Source organism: Citromicrobium sp. JLT1363 (assembly GCF_000186705.1).
Lineage (GTDB): Bacteria > Pseudomonadota > Alphaproteobacteria > Sphingomonadales > Sphingomonadaceae > Alteriqipengyuania.
In genome coordinates this window covers 225,937-243,514 of sequence record NZ_AEUE01000003.1, presented here as the reverse complement: position 1 = coordinate 243,514, position 17,578 = coordinate 225,937, and the positions used below count along the sequence as shown (strand labels likewise).

Here is a 17,578-nt window from a genome sequence, read left to right as displayed (position 1 = left end):
TCCGGGCACCCGCCCGGACACCCTGCCCCCGGCCGGACACCGACAAGAAGGATTGGCATTCATGGCAACGCAAGCCACCGCGTCCCCCGACGCGGCGTACGAGGAACTGTCTGCGCGTCACTCCGACACGCTGGCACGCGCAATCGAGGCGGTTTCCACCCGCGAGAGCTGGAGCCCGTTCTCCGACTCTCCGTCGAGCAAGATCCACGGCGCGGAAAAGCCCGCCGAAGGACAGGCCGCGTTCGAAGCGTGGCTCGGCAAGCGGTACGAGATCGACCAGCCCGGGATCGCGGAATGGATCGGCGACGAGGTCTCGCCCTACACCCGCCAGCCGCTGGGCATCACCTATCCGCGCAGCGAGCCTGCCGCGCTGATCGAGGCAGGCACCAAGGCCCTCGCAAGCTGGCGCAAGGTGGATTTCGAAGCCCGCGCGCTGGTGTGCCTCGAAATCGCGCAGCGGCTTTACGACCGCAATTTCGAGATGGCGCACGCCATCATGCATGTCGCCGGGCAAAGCTATGTCCAGGCCTTTGCGGGCAGCGGCCCCAACGCGCTGGATCGCGGGATCGAGGCGCTGGCCTACGCCGTCAAGGCGATGCGAGACGTCACCCCGCATGCGGTGTGGCGGCGCAAGTTCGGGCCCGACGATGTGGCGCTGGAGAAGCACTATACGATCATGCCGCGCGGCCTCGCGCTGGTGATCTGCTGCGCCTCCTTCCCCACGTGGAATTCGCACCCCGCGCTGTTCGCCAACCTGGCGACGGGCAATCCGGCGATCATGAAGCCGCACCCGATCGCGATCTTCCCTGTGGCGATGACCGTGAAGATCGCCCGCGAGGTGCTGAGCGAATTCGGCTTCGATCCGAATGTCGTGACGCTGGCCACCGACACGCGTGAGCAACCGGTCGCGCAGGCCTTCATCGACGATCCTGCCGTGCAGATCATCGATTTCACCGGCAGCGCGCGCTACGGCTCGCAGCTCGAAAACTCGATCACGAAGAAGGCGCTGTTCACCGAGACCAGCGGCGTGAACAGCGTGGTGATCGAATCGGTTGCGGACCTGCCGACGACGGCGCGCGCGGTTGCGCGCTCCGCATCGCTGTTCTCGGCACAGATGTGCACCAGCCCGCAGACCATCTTCGTACCCGAAGACGGCATCAAGACCGGCGATGGCACCGCCTCCCCGCGCGACGTCGCGCAGGCGCTGGCCGACGAAATCGATGCGCTGGCGGACAATCCCAAGGCCGCAGCGGGCGTGATGGGCGCGGTGCAGGCCGAGCTTAGCATGGATGTGGTGGACACGGTTCGCAGCAAACTCGCGGCCCGCGAGGATGTCGAGATCGTGCGCGAAGCATCGCCCTACCCCCACCCCGAATACCCGGAGGCCCGCACGCTGACGCCGCTGGTCGCTGTCGTGCCTGCGGAGCTGGAAGCGGTCTACGCAGACGAGCAGTTCGGGCCGGTCCTGTTCGTCGTCCCGACCGCGAGCGCCGATGATGCGGTAGCGCGGGCGAGCCGGTTGGCGAAGGAAAACGGGACCATCGCGACCTACCTCTATTCGACGAACGAGGATTTCATCGCGCGGTCGACCGATGCCTACGAGGAAGCGGGCGCGAACCTCTCCATCAACCTGCACGGTTCGATGTGGATCAACTTCGCGGCGGCCTACAGCGACTACCACGTCACCGGGCTCAATCCCGCTGGCAACGCCTCGCTCGCCGATCTCGCCTTCGTCGCCTCGCGCTTCCGCATCGTCCAGCGGCGCCGCCCTGAATGATGGGGATGCAGGACAAGGTTTATATCGCAGGGATTTCCTGCACGAAGCTGGGCAAGCGCCTCGACGCGAGCGTGAAGCAGATGGTGCGCGAGGCGGTGGACGCCGCGCTCGCCGATGCAAGCGCAAGCGTGGGCGACGTTGACGCGGCGTGGTTCTCCAACACGCGGCAGCCGATGCTCGAAGGGCAGAACACGGTGCGCGGGCAGATTGCCCTGCGGCCGCTGGGCTTCGAAAGCGTGCCGGTGGTCAATATCGAGAATGCCTGCGCCAGCGGGGCCTCCGCACTGATCCAGGCTATGGCGCATCTGCGCGCCGGGATGGCCGACATCGCGCTGGTCGTGGGCGCGGAAAAGATGGTCTTCCCCGACCGGACCGAAGCCATGGCCGCCGCATTCGAAGGCGGCACCGATATCCACGACATGGAGGCCACCAAGGCTTTCGTCCGGTCGCTGGGCGGCGATGCCGACGACGAGAGCGCGGGCAAGCGCAGCATCTTCATGGACCTCTATGCCGCACAGGCGCGCGCGCACATGGATCGCTTCGGCACCACGCAGGAAGACTTCGCGGCCATTGCGGCCAAGAACCACACGCATGCGAAGCACAATCCGCTGGCGCAGTACCGCGATCCCATGAGCGTGGAGGAAGTGATGGCGGACAAGCCCATCGCCTTCCCCTTCACCCGCTCCATGTGCGCGCCGCTGAGCGACGGGGCCGCGGCAGCGGTGGTCTGCAACGCGGCAGGTCTTGCGCGCCTTGCCAAGGCACGCCCGCGCGCGGTGACGGTCCGCGCCAGCGTGCTGCGCAGTGGCGTGGACCGCGAAACGAACGATTTCGATCGCCATATCGGCCGCCTGACCGCGCTTGCCGCCTACGAGCAGGCGGGCCTGGGCCCCGAAGACATCGACTGCATCGAAGTCCACGATGCCACCGCCTATGCCGAAGTCCAGCAGATCGAGAACCTCGGCCTGGCCGAGCCGGGCAGCGTCGGCGAATGCCTCGCCAACGGCGATTTCGCGCTCGGCGGACGCCAGCCGGTCAACGCCTCGGGCGGGCTGCTTTCGAAGGGGCACCCGGTCGGCGCGACCGGCATCATCCAGCTGCACGATCTGTGCGTGCAACTGCGCGGCGAAGCGGGCAGTGGCCAGGTGGAGAATGCCCGGATCGCCCTGGCCGAAAATGGCGGCGGCTTCCTGCGCGGCGAAGAAGCCGCGACCGTCGTCACGATACTCGAAAAAGAAGGCGCCCGATGAACTCGACCGAGGCAAAGCTGCCCTCCCCCATGCGGCTCCCCCTGTTTGCCGCGCCCATGTTCCTCGTCTCGGGCGTGGATCTGGTCGTCGGCGCCTGCAAGGCAGGCATCGTCGGCAGTTTCCCGACCTCCAACTGCCGGACGGTGGAGGAGCTCGACACATGGATGGGCTCCATCGCGGACGCGCTGTCGAAGCCGAAGGATGCCGGGCAAGCCTGGGATAACGCGCCCTGGGCGGTGAACCTCATCACGCACAGCAGCAATTCGCGCCTGCCAGACGATCTTGCGCTGGTCGGCGAATACAAGCCGCCCATCGTCATCACCGCGCTGGGCTCTCCCAAGCCGGTGATGGAAACGGTCAAGGGCTATGGCGGGATCGTGCTGGCCGACGTGGTCGATCTGAAGCTGGCGCGCAAGGCGGCGGATGCGGGCGCCGACGGGCTGGCCTGCATCACCTCGGGCGCCGGAGGGCACACGGGCTCGCTCTCCCCCTTCGCCTTCATTGCCACGGTGCGCGAATTCTTTTCCGGGCCCATCGTGGTCGGCGGCGGCATTTCCAGTGGCGCGGGCGTCGCCGGTGCCATCGCCGCCGGTGCGGACGCGGTCTACATGGGTACGCGCTTCATCCCCGCGCGCGAGAGCCTTGCGGTCGACGATTACAAGCAGATGGTGGTGGACCACGGCATGGCCGATCTGGTGGTCAGCGACGGCATTACCGGCACGCCTGCCTCCTGGTTGCGGCCCAGCCTGATCGCCAGCGGCTACGATCCCGACGATCTCGCCCGCCCCGCTGCCGTGCGCAATTACGACGCGAACCAGTCGCCCGCGAAGCGCTGGAAAGATACCTGGGCGGCGGGCCAGGGGCTGGAGACGATCAGGAAGGTCCAGCCGATCGGCGAGATCGTGGACGAACTGGCCGACCAGTACGATGCGGCAGTCGCGCGTTTCGCCGCGCTGAATGCCAACCGGCTGGCTCTATGACGGGCGCGCAATCGCCCGCGTCTGCCCTGCCCGAATTCGGCTTCACGGCAGACCAGTCGGGGCTCGAAATCGCGCAGGCCTGGATCGAGGCCGGGCTGGTTGCAGGCTATGTCGGCACCTTCGGCGTGCGCCCGGTTCATGCCGAGCGCGGCGCGATCCGGTTCGCCTGCCGGGCCGAGGCTGGCCTCGCCAATTTTGCTGGGACGATCCACGGCGGCGTGGCCGCATCGCTGATCGACATTGCAGGCGCCGGCGCCGCGCTCACCCTGCTGGAGCCCGGCGAAATCCTGCTCACCAGCGATCTGCAACTGCGCTACTGCGCGCCGATCCCCGTCGATGGCGGGGAAATCACCGCGCACGGCACGGCCCGGTACGACGAACGGCGGCGGATCATCGCCGAGGTGTTCGTCCATCACGGCGGCGAGACCGTTGCCGTGGGAAGCGTGGCCGTGGTCCGCAGGAACGGCGCACCGGGTTGAGCGCCGGGGTCGGGCACGAGAGCTGGTGACGGCGCGCTAGAGAGACTGGCCATCGTCCACCGTGAAGGTGCCTCCGGTGACATGCGCCGAAGCGTCGCTGCACAGGAACAGCACCAGATCGTCCAGCGCGTCGATCTCCATCAGGCGCCGCCTGTGCCAGCCGGCGATCTGCGCCTTGCCGCCATCGCTATCGAACCAGTCGCCGACCAGTTCGGTGCGGATGTAGCCCGGCTGCACGGTGTTGACGTTGATCCCCTGCCGCACCCACTCGCGCGCCAGCTGCCGGCCAAGGTGCGCGACGCCTGCCTTGCTGGCTGCATAGGCGGCATCGCCCTGCCCCGTCATCTGCGCGGTGATCGAACCGATGATGACGATTCGCCCCGCCTCGCTTTCCCGGCTGCCCGCCGCCATCATCGCGCGCGCAGCGGCATTGGCGGTCAGGTGCACGCCCAGAAGATTGGTGTCGTAGACCTGCCGCAAGTCGGTTTCCGGCGCGTCGGTAGAGCGTCCGTTGCGAACCACGCCGGCATTGGCGACCACCGTATCGACCGGGCCGAAGCGGCTTTCGGCAGAAGCGAACGCCTCCGCGATCGAGCTTTCGCTGGTCACGTCCAGCGGCACGGCCAGCGCCTTGCCCCCGGCACTGTTGATGTCCTCAGTGATCGTCCCGGTCAGTTCGGTCCTGCGCGCCCCGAGCACCACCTGCGCGCCCGCCCGCGCCATCCGCCGCGCAAGATGCGCGCCGATGCCGGAGGATGCGCCGGTGATCAGACAGACCCGTCCGGCAAGGGGGTGAGCATGCGTCATTGGTAAACCTCGTGACAGTTTTCGGAGTGGCCTAGCGCTTGTTGGGCGCAACCAGCGTGTTCGCTTCGTGGTAACGATCCAGCCAATCGGCGGGGGGCAGCGGAAGCGGGCGGCTTTCCTCGGCGCGAGCGGGTGAGAAAGCGGCGCGAGGATCGGCAGAGCGCACCTGTTCCAGCCAGAAGACCCCGTCGAACCGTCCGCTGTTTCCGCGCGTGCCCACCAGATCGGCATCGCCGTCGGCGTCCATGTCGCGCGCAATGAACTGGTCGAACATGCCGCGCACCCGGCGCGAAATATCGTGCCGCTGCCAGGCGCCATCCGCTGCGCCGGGGTTCTCGAACCAGGCGATCCGTCCGACCGTGGAGGACGCGGTCACAGCGGGATGATCCGCCTCGCGCGTCGCACCCGAATAGCCGCCCTTGACGATGTTGAGCCCCGAATAGCCCCCCGTGATCGCGTCCAGATCGCCATCACCGTCTATGTCCGCGAGTTCGACCGCGATGACCATATCGGGCAGGATGTCTCCGATGCGGTGGTAGGTCCACGGCGCGTCGAGCGTCTCGGGCTGCTCCAGCCAGCCGAGCGCGGGCAGACCGCCGGGTGCGCGCGGATCGGCGCATTTCTCGATTGCGCCAATAATCAGGTCGGGCCGCCCATCGCCGCTCACATCGCGGAACGCGGACTGGAAGGCGCTGGTCGAAACCGTACAGCCGGGCAGCGCGCTGTCGTCGATCGCAATCCGGTGCGGCACGACCAGCACGGCCCCCTCAGCATCGGTTCCGCGATTTTCGAGGATGTAGGACTGCTGGGCCAGGCGCGCGGCGGCCAGCACGTCCAGATCGCCGTCGCCGTCGATATCGACCGGCATCGCGGTGTTGGGCACATCCTTTCTGAAAAGCACCTGTTCGCGCCACGCCCCGGCCGCCATCGGATCGCCGTGAAGCGTGAACAGCGAGGTCGTCCGGTCTTCTCGCGGAGCATCGGGATCGACGATATCGCTCGCGCCCTTGTTGGCGGCCGTTACGTCGGGCCGCCCGTCCCCGTCGATATCCGCGACGAACACCCGCAGCCACGATCCGCGCCCCTGCGTGACCGGCGGCACGAAGCCGGGCCAGCCGCCGGCGCGCGCGCCCTCGTGGCTGCCCGGATTGCGGAAGACAGCGAGATGCGCCTCCTCGTTCGCGGCGACCAGATCGGGCCATCCATCGCCATCGAGATCGCCGACCGCGACATCCTCTATCGCAGCGACGATATCGCCCGAGGCAACCGTAGCGAGCACCCAGCGGTCGGGGTCCGCACTCCCGAAGGCGATCCGCAGATGGTTCGAATCCTCGTGTACCGAGACGATATCGGGAAAGCCGTCGCGGTCGATATCGGCCATCTGCAGCCCGTCGCCGCCACGGATGGGCACGCCGCCCAGATCCTCGTCGTCGATGCGGTGTTCGCGCCAGGAGATGTATTCTCCCGAGGGCGTGGGGGCAGAGGTCGGCGTATCCGCAACCGTGAGCGGAGCGGCCGGCAAGCCGGCACCCGCCGCGCAGCCGCCCACCGCCACTGCGGCCAGCGTGGCGAGCGGCATGCGCAGGCCGACCGCTGCCGTCACAGCGATTCCACCTTGGGCGCGGTGGCCGGGCTGTTGGCGATGTCGCCCCGGATATGGCGCGAGGCGAAGAGGTAATGCGCCCCGCCCCACAGCGAAGCCGCGCACCCCACGATCAGCATCGCGGTCGCCAGTGCCGTTTCGGAACCCGCAGCGGCAAAGGTGTCGCTCAGATAGCCGACGATCAGCGGGCCGAGGCCGAGGCCGATCAGGTTGATGAAGAAGAAGAACACCGCGGACGTCATCGCCCGCATCCGCAGCCCGACCAGCCCGTGCGACACGGCCAGTGCCGGGCCGAGATAGGAAGCCGAGAGGAAGTGGAACACGCCCGTCAGCGCTAGCGCCAGCGCCAGGTTGCCCGTGTTGAGCATCACCAGCAGCACAGGGGTGATGGCTAGGATCAGGATCGCGGAACCCCACACGTACCAGCGACGGTCGCGCTGGCCCATCCTGTCGGCGAACCACCCGCCGAAGAACGAGCCCGCACCCCCGCCCAGGCCGGAGGTCAGCGCCATCCACAGGCCCAGTTCCGCCAGCCCGATCTCGTGATTGCGCAGGAAGAACGAGGGCAGCCAGTTGCCGATGGCGTAGATCACCGTGGCTTGCAGGCTCCCCGCGAGAGCCAGGTTGCGGAAGGTTTTGCGCGACCACAGGAACTTGAGGACCGTCACGAAGGTCGGGCTCTCGCCCGCCTCGCTCTCGCGCTTTTCTGACCAGCCACGGATCGGTTCGGCCACGGTCAGGCGCAGGAAGAGCGCGACGAGAATGCCCGGCAGGCCGACGACGAAGAAGGCCGTGCGCCAGCCGAAGGCCTCGGCAATGAAGCCGCCCAGCGCGAAGCCGGTCAGGATGCCGATGTAGATCCCGATGGAGTAGATCGAGAGCGCGGTGGCGCGCTCCTTCTCCGGGAAAATGTCCGATATCATCGAGTGCGCAGGGGGGCTGCCACCCGCCTCGCCCACGCCGACCCCGACCCGGGCGAGCAGCAGGTGGGCAAAATTCTGCGCCAGTCCGCTAACGGCGGTCATCCCGCTCCACACGGTGAGCGCCAGGGCGATGATGTTGCGCCGCACGCCGCCATCCGCCCAGCGCGCGATGGGAATGCCGCAGGAAACATAGAACAGCGCAAAGGCGAAGCCGGACAGCAGCCCGAGCTGGGTATCCGACAGGTCGAGCTCCAGCTTGATCTGCTCCTGCAGGATGACGAGCAGCTGCCGGTCGACGAAGTTGAGCGCGTAGACCAGGGTGAGCACACCGAGGACGAAATACCGGTAGGAGGCCTTCGAATAGGGCGTCTCGACAGGCGGCGCCCCCGCCGGACTGGTGTTGGTCATGCTCATGATCGGGCTCTCCCCCCCTTGGATTTTCGTTCTATTCTGTGTCGTCGGATTGCGGTGCGGCATTCAGGCCCGCGGGCATTCCCCATGATCGCCCGGCCGCGCGCTGCTGCGCGGCGAATGCTTCGTGCAGTTCGAACATGCCTGGCTTGTAGTCGCGCCCCGCCAGCGGAGCGTCGTCGAAGCGGACGTAGTGCTGCGCCGAACCATAGGGCTGCCACGCGGGCAGCCCGTCCGCTTGCGGGCGGCCGCTGGCGGCAAAGCTGGTCCAGTAATCGAGCATCGCGTCCGACACCGCGCGATCATGCGGGCCATCGGGCACGGGCCACACTTCGGGCAGGGCATCGGCGTCCAGATTGCCGAAGGTGAAAGGCACTTCGCTTGCGTGGAACGCGCAAAGATCGCGCGCCCTGGCGGACGGATAGCAATGGTCGAAGACGTAGAAGTAGGCCGGGAGGCCCAGCGCGTCCTGGCTTTGCGCGATGCGCTCTCCCGACCAGCCGAAGATAATGTCGCCCGTCGCGTCGAGCAGGGCGTCGTCGCCATCGCTATGCGGATATATGCGCAGGAATTGGGGCGTCAGCGCACCATAGACGCGCTCGATCATCGCCTCGTACTGCTCCGGCGTTGCGGGCATGCGCAGGCCGGGCCCGCCCACGGGCCGGTATTCGTGCGCGTTGTAGCCCACGATCACGGGCACGCGCGCCTGTTCGCCGCGGTCGAAGATTTCGTTGAGCTGATCGGGCAGGATTGTCCCGTCAATCGTGCCCTGCGGGACAAATCCCGCCAGCGTCGCCTTGTTGGTGAGGGTCTGCGGGTCCATTGCGCGGGCCGCGTCGATATCGGCTGCACCCAGCTTTTCGAGCACACCGGATCCGATCCGCTCGGCCGGGGGCATGCCATTGGCAGCCTCCGACAGTTCCGGGAAGCTGCGCAGGTTGGTGCTCTGGATGATCGCCTTGTCGAACAGGCCCCGCGCTTGCGGAGACACCATCAGGTAGGTCGTGCTGAGCGCGCCTGCGGATTCGCCCATTACCGTGACGTTCCCCGGATCGCCGCCGAACTCCGCGATATTCTCGCGCACCCAGCGCAGCGCGGCGATCTGGTCCAGCAGCCCGTAGTTGCCCGAAATACCGTCCGGGGATTGCTCGCTCAGCTCCTCGTGCGCCAGCCAGCCGAGCGGGCCGAGCCGGTAGTTGAGCGATACGAACACCACCCCGCGCCGCGCGTAATTGGCGCCGTCGTACATCGGCAGACTGTTCGCACCGATCCTCAGCGAACCGCCGTGTATCCAGACGATCACGGGCGCGTTCTGCGCATCCTCCGGCGCCCAGACATTGAGATTGAGGCAGTCTTCCGAGGTGCTGGCGGGAGGATCGTTGTAGAGGCTCGCAGCCGGAACGGGCGGCTGGACGCAGGCGGGACCGAAGCGGCTCGCATCTCGTACGCCATCCCACCGGGTGGCAGGCTGCGGCGGCGCCCAGCGCAGATCGCCCACCGGGGGCGCGGCGTAGGCAATGCCACGAAAGACGCGCAGGCCGTCTTCCGCCGTCCCGCGAAGGGCGCCGTGCGAGGTGGTGGCCACCGGCGCGGACGAAACGCCCGTCCATGTGGCTGTCCCACCGCCCACGCTCGCGCAGGCGCCCGCAAGCAGGGCCGCCGCCATCAGCGCAGCAGAGGTTACGAGCCGTTTCATGCCTTCCTCACTCCTCTCCTCGCAGGGGTGCGGCGGGTTTGCCCCGCTCGCTTCGCTCCCGCGTGTTCGATCACTGCGCCCGGGCGAGCGCCTCCCCGGATCCGGCCTGCGCCGCTGCGACCTCGCGTTCGGCCTGGGTGAACCCGTACTCCGGCACGATTTCGCCCGACCGGTCGACAATGGCGCTCCACTGGCGCGTCACCTCGGCGGCGGCGTTGTCTGCGCTTCCGATCTGAACGCCCTCGGTCAGGGTGACATGCGCGGCGGCGAAGTGGCCCGCGCCTGCGCACAGGATCGCCCGCGAGGGTGCGTCGCTGCCGACAAGATGCACGATGCCGGGGCTCACGAAGGCCGGGTCCAGCCGGGCCAGTGCCTCTTCGGGCAGCACGCCGCCGGTCATCTGCGTGGCCGCCGTGGGCGCGAGGCAGTTGACGCGGATGTCGTATTTCGCGCCCTCGATCGCCAGCGTCTGCATCAGGCCGACCAGCGCCATCTTCGCTGCGCCGTAATTCGCCTGGCCGAAATTGCCGTACAGGCCGGAGGAGGACGTGGTCATGACGATGCGGCCATGGCCCTGTTCGCGCATGGGAGCCCACACCGCCTTGGTGCAGATCGCCGCGCCCATCAGGTGAACATCCACCACGGCGCGGAAATCCGCGAGGTCCATCTTGGCGAAGCTCTTGTCGCGCAGGATGCCGGCATTGTTGACGAGGATGTCGACCCGGCCCCAGCCATCGATCGCGCCTGCCACCATCGCCGCCACCGCCTGCTCGTCGGTCACGGAACCGGCGGCTGCCATCGCCTCGCCTCCGCCCTCGCGAATTTCCTCGACCACCTGTGCGCAGGCATCCTCGGCCAGATCGTTGACCACCACCCTCGCGCCATGCCGCGCCAGTTCGAGCGCGTGGCAGCGGCCAAGCCCTCCGCCCGCGCCGGTGATGATCGCAACCTTGCCTTCCAGTGTCCTATCGCCAGCCAATTGTCCCACCTTTCTGCATCCGTGAATGTTGTTCACTCTCTAGCGAGTTAATATCTTGCATGGAAGGGGGTGCTCCCTCCCGTCTGGAGGCCCGGCCGCCCCGTTCCCTTAACTTTCCGCTTGCGGCGCTCCTTCGCCGGTGCCGCAGATTTCCTGGATGCCGGCGGCCATGAACCGCGCCATGCGCTGCTTCACGGCGGCAAAATCCTCCGATTGCGCGAGCCCACCGGAAAGTTTGTCGATACGACCGGTCCGCGCGAGCGTCAGCATCAGTGCGCCGGTCGTGAAGTGGTAGCCCCAGAAAAGGTCTTCCTCCGCCGCATGCGGGAGCGCCTTCTTGAGCATCTCGATCAGGCGCAGCACGACAGGATCGAACCACTGATCGAACATTTCGGCACCCCATTCGGGCGTGTTGGAGACCAGCGCGGCCAGCCTGCCCGAATAGCGCCACTGATCGCCGCCCTCTCCGTAAAGGTCGAGGTTGGTATCGAGAAAGGCATGCAGCGCGCCTTCCACCGTTGGATTGCCGCCGGTTTCCCGATCATATTCGTCGAGGGCCTTCATGCGGACCTCGTTGGCGACCACGGCGCGGCGCCCGAAGACTGCGTCGAACAGCTTCTGCTTGTCTTCGAAATAGTAGTTCAGAAGCGTGTGATGCACCCCCACCCGCTTGGCCACGTCTTTCAGCGTAACCCCGTGCAGGCCGTGCTTGGAAAAGAGGTACTCCGCTTCATCGAGGATCTGTTCGGTGGTCTCGGCGCGTTGCTCGGCTTTGGTCGGCCGCTTCTTGCGGGCCTGCGTATTCGACAATTCGATTTTCCTCCGTGCGGGATCGGCCGTGCGGTCCGCAGGCTGCTGCAAAAGGGTCATGACCGGCCATACTCCGATCTGAGCCGCAGTTTGTCGATTTTTCCCGTCGCTGCCAATGGCATCTTCGCCAACCGCTGCACACTGTCGGGCTTCCACCAGCGCGCCACCCGGTCGTCCAGCGTGGAAAGCAGCGCCCCGTCAGAGATATCGGCACCCGGGCGAACCTCCACCAGAAGCATCGGGCGTTCGCCCCACTTGGCATCCTCGCGGCCGATCACGGCGACCATCGACACGTCCGGATGCGCACCCACGATCGCCTCTATCTCGGCCGGATTGATCCATTCCCCGCCCGACTTGATGAGGTCCTTGGACCTCCCCGTGATCGAAAGCATGCCCTGCGCATCGATCCGCGCAAGATCGCCGGTGTCGAACCAGCCGTCGCGCGTCGCGGGCTCGCTCTGCCCGAGGTAACGCTCCACCACGCTCGGCCCGCGCACCCACAGGTGCCCTTCGGCATCGCGCTGCTGCTCCAGCGGCGTGCCCGCTGCGTCGCTCAGCATCAGGTCGATACCGATTGCCGGGCGGCCCGAGACGGAGGGATCGCGAATGTCGCGTGCGGGCGGCATGGCCGTGCCCAGCGGCGAAATCTCCGTCATTCCCCAGGTCGTCTGCACGCCGATCCCGCGTGCCTCGATCCGCTCCATCAGCGCGGGCGGCATGGCAGCCCCGCCCACCATGATGCGCGCCAGGGACGGCACTTCCACCCCTGTCTCATCAAGATGGTCCATCAGCCCCAGCCAGACGGTCGGCACGCCGACGCCGATCGTGACCTGTTCCTCCACAATCAGCCGGGCGAGTGTCGCTCCGTCGGCATGCCGGCCCGGCAGCACCAGCCTGCCACCCACGGCGGGTACGGAAAACGGCAGACCCCAGGCATTGGCGTGGAACATGGGCACGACGGTCAGCACGCAATCCTCGCCCGTCAGCCCCGCGACATCGGCCTGAAGCTGGCGCATCGTGTGCAGATAATTGCCCCGGTGGGTATAGGTGACTCCCTTGGGCTCGCCCGTGGTGCCCGACGTGAAACACAGGCCGCACGGCGCGTTCTCGTCGAACCCGCCCCACGCGACGTCGCCCTCAGCACTCGCCACCGCGCCCGCGAGCGTGCCGACCCGCCGCGCGCCTTCGCCAAGCGCGTCGGGCTCGCCCTCCGCGCCGTCGATCAGCAGGATTTCCTCGACCGGCTCCGCCTGTGCCAGGACTTCGCGCGCCAGCGCATGCAAATCCGCGCTCAGGATCAGGATGCGCGCCCCGCTCTGGCGCAGCATCGCGGCAATCTGCCCAGGCAGCAGGCGCGGATTGAGCGTGTGGCAGACCGCCCCCATGCCCATGATCGCGTACCAGCATTCGACGTGCGCCTGAGTGTTCCACGCCAGCGTCGCCACGCAGTCGCCATGGCCCACGCCGCGTTCCGCCAGCGCGGCGGACACGCGCTTCGCCCGCTCGCGCAAGCCGGGGTAATCGATCCGCGCGCTGCGGCCATCGTCCAGCGCGGTGACCACCTGCGAATGGGGGTGCCAGCGGGCCGCATGGTCCAGAAACTTGTCCAGAGTCAGCGCATAGGGCTGCATGCTGCCGGGGATCATTGGCAGCCCTCTGCGCGCGGGGGCAGCGGCGGGCTGGCAATGCCGACATTCCAGTGCCACGGCTGGTCGCCCGCCGCACGGCGGCGGCACACCACCGCCTCGTTCAGCGCGTAGCGCGTGCCCATCAGCCGGGTACCGGTCTGCGGGGTTTCGTCGAACACCATGAACGCGGCCTGCGCGCCGTAGGCGGGCCAGTCCGGCTGGCCGTGGGCCCTTGGCTGCCCGTCGCGCGCGAAGGTGGCCCAGTATTGCAGCATCGCGTCGGAGAGTTCGCGCTCCTGCGCGTTGCGCGGGATCTTCGGCCAGTTTGGCGCGGTCTCGTGAATCGTCCCGAAGACATAGGGAATTTCCGAGGCATGGAAGGCATGGAGCCCTGCCTTGTCCGCTTCGGGATAGCCATGATCGAACAGGTAGAGGAAGCCGTCCTGCCCCAGCAGGGTCTGCTTGCGCGCCAGCCGTTCCGCCGTCCAGCCGTAGAGCGCATCGCGCGTGGCGGCGAGCATGCTCTCGTCGATAGTATCCGCCGGGTAGAGCGCGAGGAACACCTCGGCGAGATCGCCATACGCTTCACGGATTTTCGCCTCGTACCCACTCGAAGTCGCCGGTGCCGGAGGCAGCAGCCTCCGCAGCGAGCGGATTTCGCCACTGTTGAATCCGGCGAGCACCGGCACAGGCGCCTGTGCGCCCCGATCGAAGGTCTCCGCAATCTGGTTGGGGATCAGTTTCCCGTCGACGGTAGACCAGATGAGATAGCCTGCGCGAGCCGCCCGATTGACGAGTTCGCCAGGCGCCATCTCGCGCATCGCGGCGAGATCGGGCGCGTCGAGCTGTTCCTGCAACCAGGTGCCCATGGCTTCGGCGGATACATGGCCGTGTTCTGCTTCCTTCAGCGCGGGCGAGGAAATCATGTAAGCGCTCTGCATGATCGCCTTGTCGAACAGGCCGCGTGCGGGTGGCGCGGTCATCAGCCACATCACGCTCAGCGCACCGGCGGATTCGCCCGCGATGGTGACGTTCTGCGGATTGCCGCCGAAGGCCGAGATATTGCTTTCGATCCAGCGCAGCGCGGCGATCTGGTCCATCAGGCCGTAATTGCCCGAAATGCCCTGCGGCGATTCCGCGCTCAACCCCGGATGCGCGAGAAAGCCCAGCGCGCCGAGGCGGTAGTTGATCGACACGACCACCACGCCCTGCCGCGCCAGCCGCGAACCGTCATACATGTCGAAACTGCTGGCGCCCGATACCAGCGCGCCGCCGTGTATCCACACCAGCACCGGCGCATTCGAGGCGTGCTCGGGAGCCCAGATATTGAGCGAGAGGCAGTCCTCGCTCATCGGGCCGAGCTCCTCGTGATAGATCGAGTTGGCCGCGCCGGGCACCGTCGGCTGGTAGCAGGCCGGGCCGAACTCGCTCGCATCGCGCACCCCGTCCCACCGGGCGGGCTCAACCGGCGGCTGCCAGCGCAAATCGCCAGTCGGCGGCGCGGCGTAGGGGATGCCCTTGAAGCTGGCGATGCCGTTCTCGGTCACTCCCTCGACGGTGCCCGCAGGTGCCTCGACCACTGTCTCGGCAGCGGGACCGGCCAGCGCCATTGCCGGTTGCAGAACCAGTGCCGCCCCTCCGAAGGCCAGCAGCAGGGAGACGAAATGTCGGATGTTCGGCACGACCAAGAGATCACCTGTTCACGTTCACATGCCCGCCCTGTCCCGGACGCCGCATGGGCTGTTGCAATGGCGAGGCTTCGCGACCTGGCTCGGGCCGCGAAGCCTCCTGTGCGTCAGAAGACGAAGTTGGTCCGCACCCCGAAGGTGCGCGGGCGAAGACGCCCGTATCGCCCGTCGAGGAAGGCTTCGGGATGGACGTAGTTGATCGCGTCGTTGTCGAAGACATTCTCGACATAGGCGGTGATCGTGAGGTCGGGCGAGATGTTCACCCCGGCATAGGCATTCGCGTACACGTACTCGTCGGTGAGATCGTACTGCGGCGATTGCACGCCCGGCTGCCCCGGCACATTGGGGAACAGCCCCGGGAAGGAGCCGACATAGGCCACGTTTCCGGTCACGAACGCCGTTTCGGTGTCCCCCACCGGGAAGCTGTAGGTTGCAGTAGCCGACCCCTGGAATTCGGGCGTGGCCAGCCGGATACCGTCCTCGGCACCCGAAATCGCCGCTTCAGTGGGAGAGAGATCGTCGATCCGCGCGTCGATATAGGCTCCGCTCGCCTGCAGGCGCAGACCCTCGACCGGCCGCGCCACCAGTTCGAGCTCGATCCCCTTGCTGACCGCACCGCCGATATTGGTGGCGAACTGGATCGCGTCGGAAACACGGTTCGCCTGCACCTGGATGTTGTTCCAGTCGATGTAGAACGCCGCGAGGTTGGCGGTCAGGCGGTTTTCGAAGAACGAACCCTTCAGGCCGAGCTCGTAGTTGGTCAGCTTGTCCGAACTTGCCCCGGCCGGGATCGTGATGTCGTTCGGCTGGGCCGCGGGCGGCGGAAGACCGGCGCGCGCATTGACCACGGGCGGACGGAAGCCGGTGGAAACGGTGGCATATGTCGTCAGGTTGCGGCTGGGCTTGTACGACATGCTGGCCTTCCACGACAGCTTGTCGTCCTTCGCCAGCAGGCCGACCGAGGACTGGATCGGCGTGATCGCGAGCGCCGGGATGAACCCTCCGCACAGAGCGGTGAAGACCGTGCAGTATCCACGGGTCAGGAAGTTGCTGTTGTAGCCGCCGCCACGGGTCGTGGTCTGGACCTGCACCTCGCCGTAACGCAGCCCGCCGGTCAGCCAGAAACTGTCGCTGAAGCGATAGGTGAGTTCGCCGAAGACCGCCTTTTCGCTGATGTCGGTGAAGTTCTTGAACCGCTGGTAGTAGAGGTCTGAGAACGCGGTGGTGTTGGTCTGGTTCAGGAAGGCCTGCGTCGTGCGATAGTCGAAATCGACATCGCGCCGCTTGTCGAAATAGAAGCCGCCGATGATCCATTCGAAGGGCCCGGCATGGGTCGATGCCAGACGCAGTTCCTGCACGAAGATATCGTCGTAACCGACGGCATCGAGCGAGAAGGGAACCAGCTGGTTGTAGGTGCCCGCCAGATCGACGATGAAATCGCCGGTGAGGTCCGAATAGGTGCTCGAACTCGTGAGCTCGGCGAAATCGAAGTCCGCCACGACGGTCACGTTGATCGCGGTCAGATCGCTCTGGAACAGATCGGGCTGCGCGGTCCTGCGGACATAGGTGCCCAGGGCCGGGTTTGTCAGCGAGGAATCGGCGGGGTTGCTGACCTCCTTGTTGACCGACAGCTTGACCGAGAACTTGTTCGTCGGCTCGATCAGGACCGCAGCCCGAACGCCGTAAGCCTCGATCGAATTGGCATCGTCGATCCCCGTGCCGATATTGTCGACCCAGCCGTCTTCATTGCGGTAGTAGCCCACGGCGCGGAAGGCGACCGTGTCCTGCGCGATGGGGACGTTGACCATCGCGTTGTAGCGCTGGCGAAGACCGCCCTCCTCGGTGTAGCCCAGATCGACCAGCGCCGATGCCTCGAACCGCCCGGGATTGGGCGCCTTGGTGATGATCCGCATGGCCCCTGCCAGCGAACCCGATCCGAACAGCGTGCCCTGCGGGCCGCGCAGGAATTCCACCCGCTCCACATCGTAGAGGTTGGGATCGAGGATGGTCGAGTTGCCGTTCGCGGAGATCGGCAGTTCGTCGATATAGATCGCGACCGGCGCCTGCAGCCCGGCGCTGTAGCCGTTGGTGGAGATGCCGCGCGCGGTGAAGTTGTTGAAGTTCTGCGTGGGCCGGTTGAGCACCACGCCCGGCGTTTCGCGCGCCAGCCGCTCGTAGCCGACGATCCCCTTTTCGGTCAGTTCTTCCTGCTGGAAGGCGGTGACGCTCACCGGCACATCCTGCAGGCGCGCTTCGCGCCGCGTGGCGGTGACGATGATCTCGTTGCCCTCGCGCTGGGCGGTGGGCGAAATTTCCTCGGTGGTTTCCGTCTCGGCATCCACACCCGGTTCCGGCTGGTCGGACGCCTGCGCGCTGACAGCGGTCGGAAGAAGCCCAAGCGCGACCGCAGACGCGGACGCAAGCAGCGATCCCCTCATAATCCTCTCCATCGTTCCCGGCAGTTGGTCCTGCCGTGGTTACTCACACATCCGCGAATAAAACGCCGATGTCAACATTCACTCTCTCATGTGTGAATGTTGACGAGGA

General features: G+C 66.8%; 13 protein-coding genes. 4 read left to right on the top strand and 9 right to left on the bottom strand.

Features of this window, described 5'->3' with window-relative positions; all coding sequences use genetic code 11:
• Positions 1-61 precede the first annotated feature (61 nt).
• The 4 genes from paaN to ADAD_RS16315 are packed head-to-tail and all read left to right on the top strand — an operon-like array spanning position 62 to position 4,486.
• Positions 62-1,777 carry a phenylacetic acid degradation protein PaaN gene (paaN, locus tag ADAD_RS0105745; RefSeq protein WP_010410901.1) on the top strand — a complete coding sequence of 572 codons (1,716 nt, stop codon included), beginning with the start codon at positions 62-64 and terminating at the stop codon, positions 1,775-1,777.
• The gene (locus ADAD_RS0105740) at positions 1,774-3,027 is read left to right on the top strand and encodes a thiolase family protein (RefSeq protein ID WP_337442408.1); all 1,254 of its coding nucleotides are present in this window, start codon (positions 1,774-1,776) and stop codon (positions 3,025-3,027) included. Before paaN ends, ADAD_RS0105740 begins: the two co-directional genes overlap by 4 nt.
• Entirely contained in the window at positions 3,024-4,007 is a 984-nt protein-coding gene (locus ADAD_RS0105735; RefSeq protein WP_010410894.1) for an NAD(P)H-dependent flavin oxidoreductase, read from the top strand. The genes ADAD_RS0105740 and ADAD_RS0105735 overlap by 4 nt, the downstream gene beginning before the upstream one ends.
• Positions 4,004-4,486: a PaaI family thioesterase gene (locus ADAD_RS16315; RefSeq protein WP_010410891.1), complete on the top strand. Its 483-nt coding sequence runs from the start codon at positions 4,004-4,006 to the stop codon at positions 4,484-4,486. The genes ADAD_RS0105735 and ADAD_RS16315 overlap by 4 nt, the downstream gene beginning before the upstream one ends.
• Before the next feature lie 36 nt (positions 4,487-4,522).
• On the opposite strand, the gene ADAD_RS0105725 is transcribed toward ADAD_RS16315, so the two are convergent.
• The 9 genes from ADAD_RS0105725 to ADAD_RS0105685 form a co-directional block, all read right to left on the bottom strand.
• Positions 4,523-5,293, bottom strand: a complete 771-nt coding sequence (locus ADAD_RS0105725; protein WP_010410887.1) for an SDR family NAD(P)-dependent oxidoreductase — start codon at positions 5,291-5,293, stop codon at positions 4,523-4,525.
• A 31-nt stretch (positions 5,294-5,324) separates the two neighbouring features.
• Entirely contained in the window at positions 5,325-6,896 is a 1,572-nt protein-coding gene (locus ADAD_RS0105720; RefSeq protein ID WP_010410885.1) for an FG-GAP repeat domain-containing protein, read from the bottom strand.
• Entirely contained in the window at positions 6,893-8,233 is a 1,341-nt protein-coding gene (locus ADAD_RS0105715) for a spinster family MFS transporter (RefSeq protein WP_010410882.1), read from the bottom strand. Before ADAD_RS0105715 ends, ADAD_RS0105720 begins: the two co-directional genes overlap by 4 nt.
• Positions 8,234-8,264: 31 nt before the next feature.
• The gene (locus ADAD_RS0105710; RefSeq protein WP_010410881.1) at positions 8,265-9,926 is read right to left on the bottom strand and encodes a carboxylesterase/lipase family protein; all 1,662 of its coding nucleotides are present in this window, start codon (positions 9,924-9,926) and stop codon (positions 8,265-8,267) included.
• Positions 9,927-9,996: 70 nt separating this feature from the next.
• The gene (locus ADAD_RS0105705; RefSeq protein ID WP_010410879.1) at positions 9,997-10,905 is read right to left on the bottom strand and encodes an SDR family NAD(P)-dependent oxidoreductase; all 909 of its coding nucleotides are present in this window, start codon (positions 10,903-10,905) and stop codon (positions 9,997-9,999) included.
• 108 nt (positions 10,906-11,013) lie between these two features.
• Entirely contained in the window at positions 11,014-11,775 is a 762-nt protein-coding gene (locus ADAD_RS0105700) for a TetR/AcrR family transcriptional regulator (protein ID WP_010410876.1), read from the bottom strand.
• Complete coding sequence (locus tag ADAD_RS0105695) at positions 11,772-13,361, bottom strand: AMP-binding protein (protein ID WP_010410873.1); 1,590 nt, start codon at positions 13,359-13,361, stop codon at positions 11,772-11,774. The genes ADAD_RS0105700 and ADAD_RS0105695 overlap by 4 nt, the downstream gene beginning before the upstream one ends.
• Complete coding sequence (locus tag ADAD_RS0105690; protein ID WP_237700780.1) at positions 13,358-15,025, bottom strand: carboxylesterase/lipase family protein; 1,668 nt, start codon at positions 15,023-15,025, stop codon at positions 13,358-13,360. The genes ADAD_RS0105695 and ADAD_RS0105690 overlap by 4 nt, the downstream gene beginning before the upstream one ends.
• Before the next feature lie 113 nt (positions 15,026-15,138).
• Positions 15,139-17,469 carry a TonB-dependent receptor gene (locus ADAD_RS0105685; RefSeq protein WP_010410867.1) on the bottom strand — a complete coding sequence of 777 codons (2,331 nt, stop codon included), beginning with the start codon at positions 17,467-17,469 and terminating at the stop codon, positions 15,139-15,141.
• Positions 17,470-17,578: the final 109 nt, after the last annotated feature.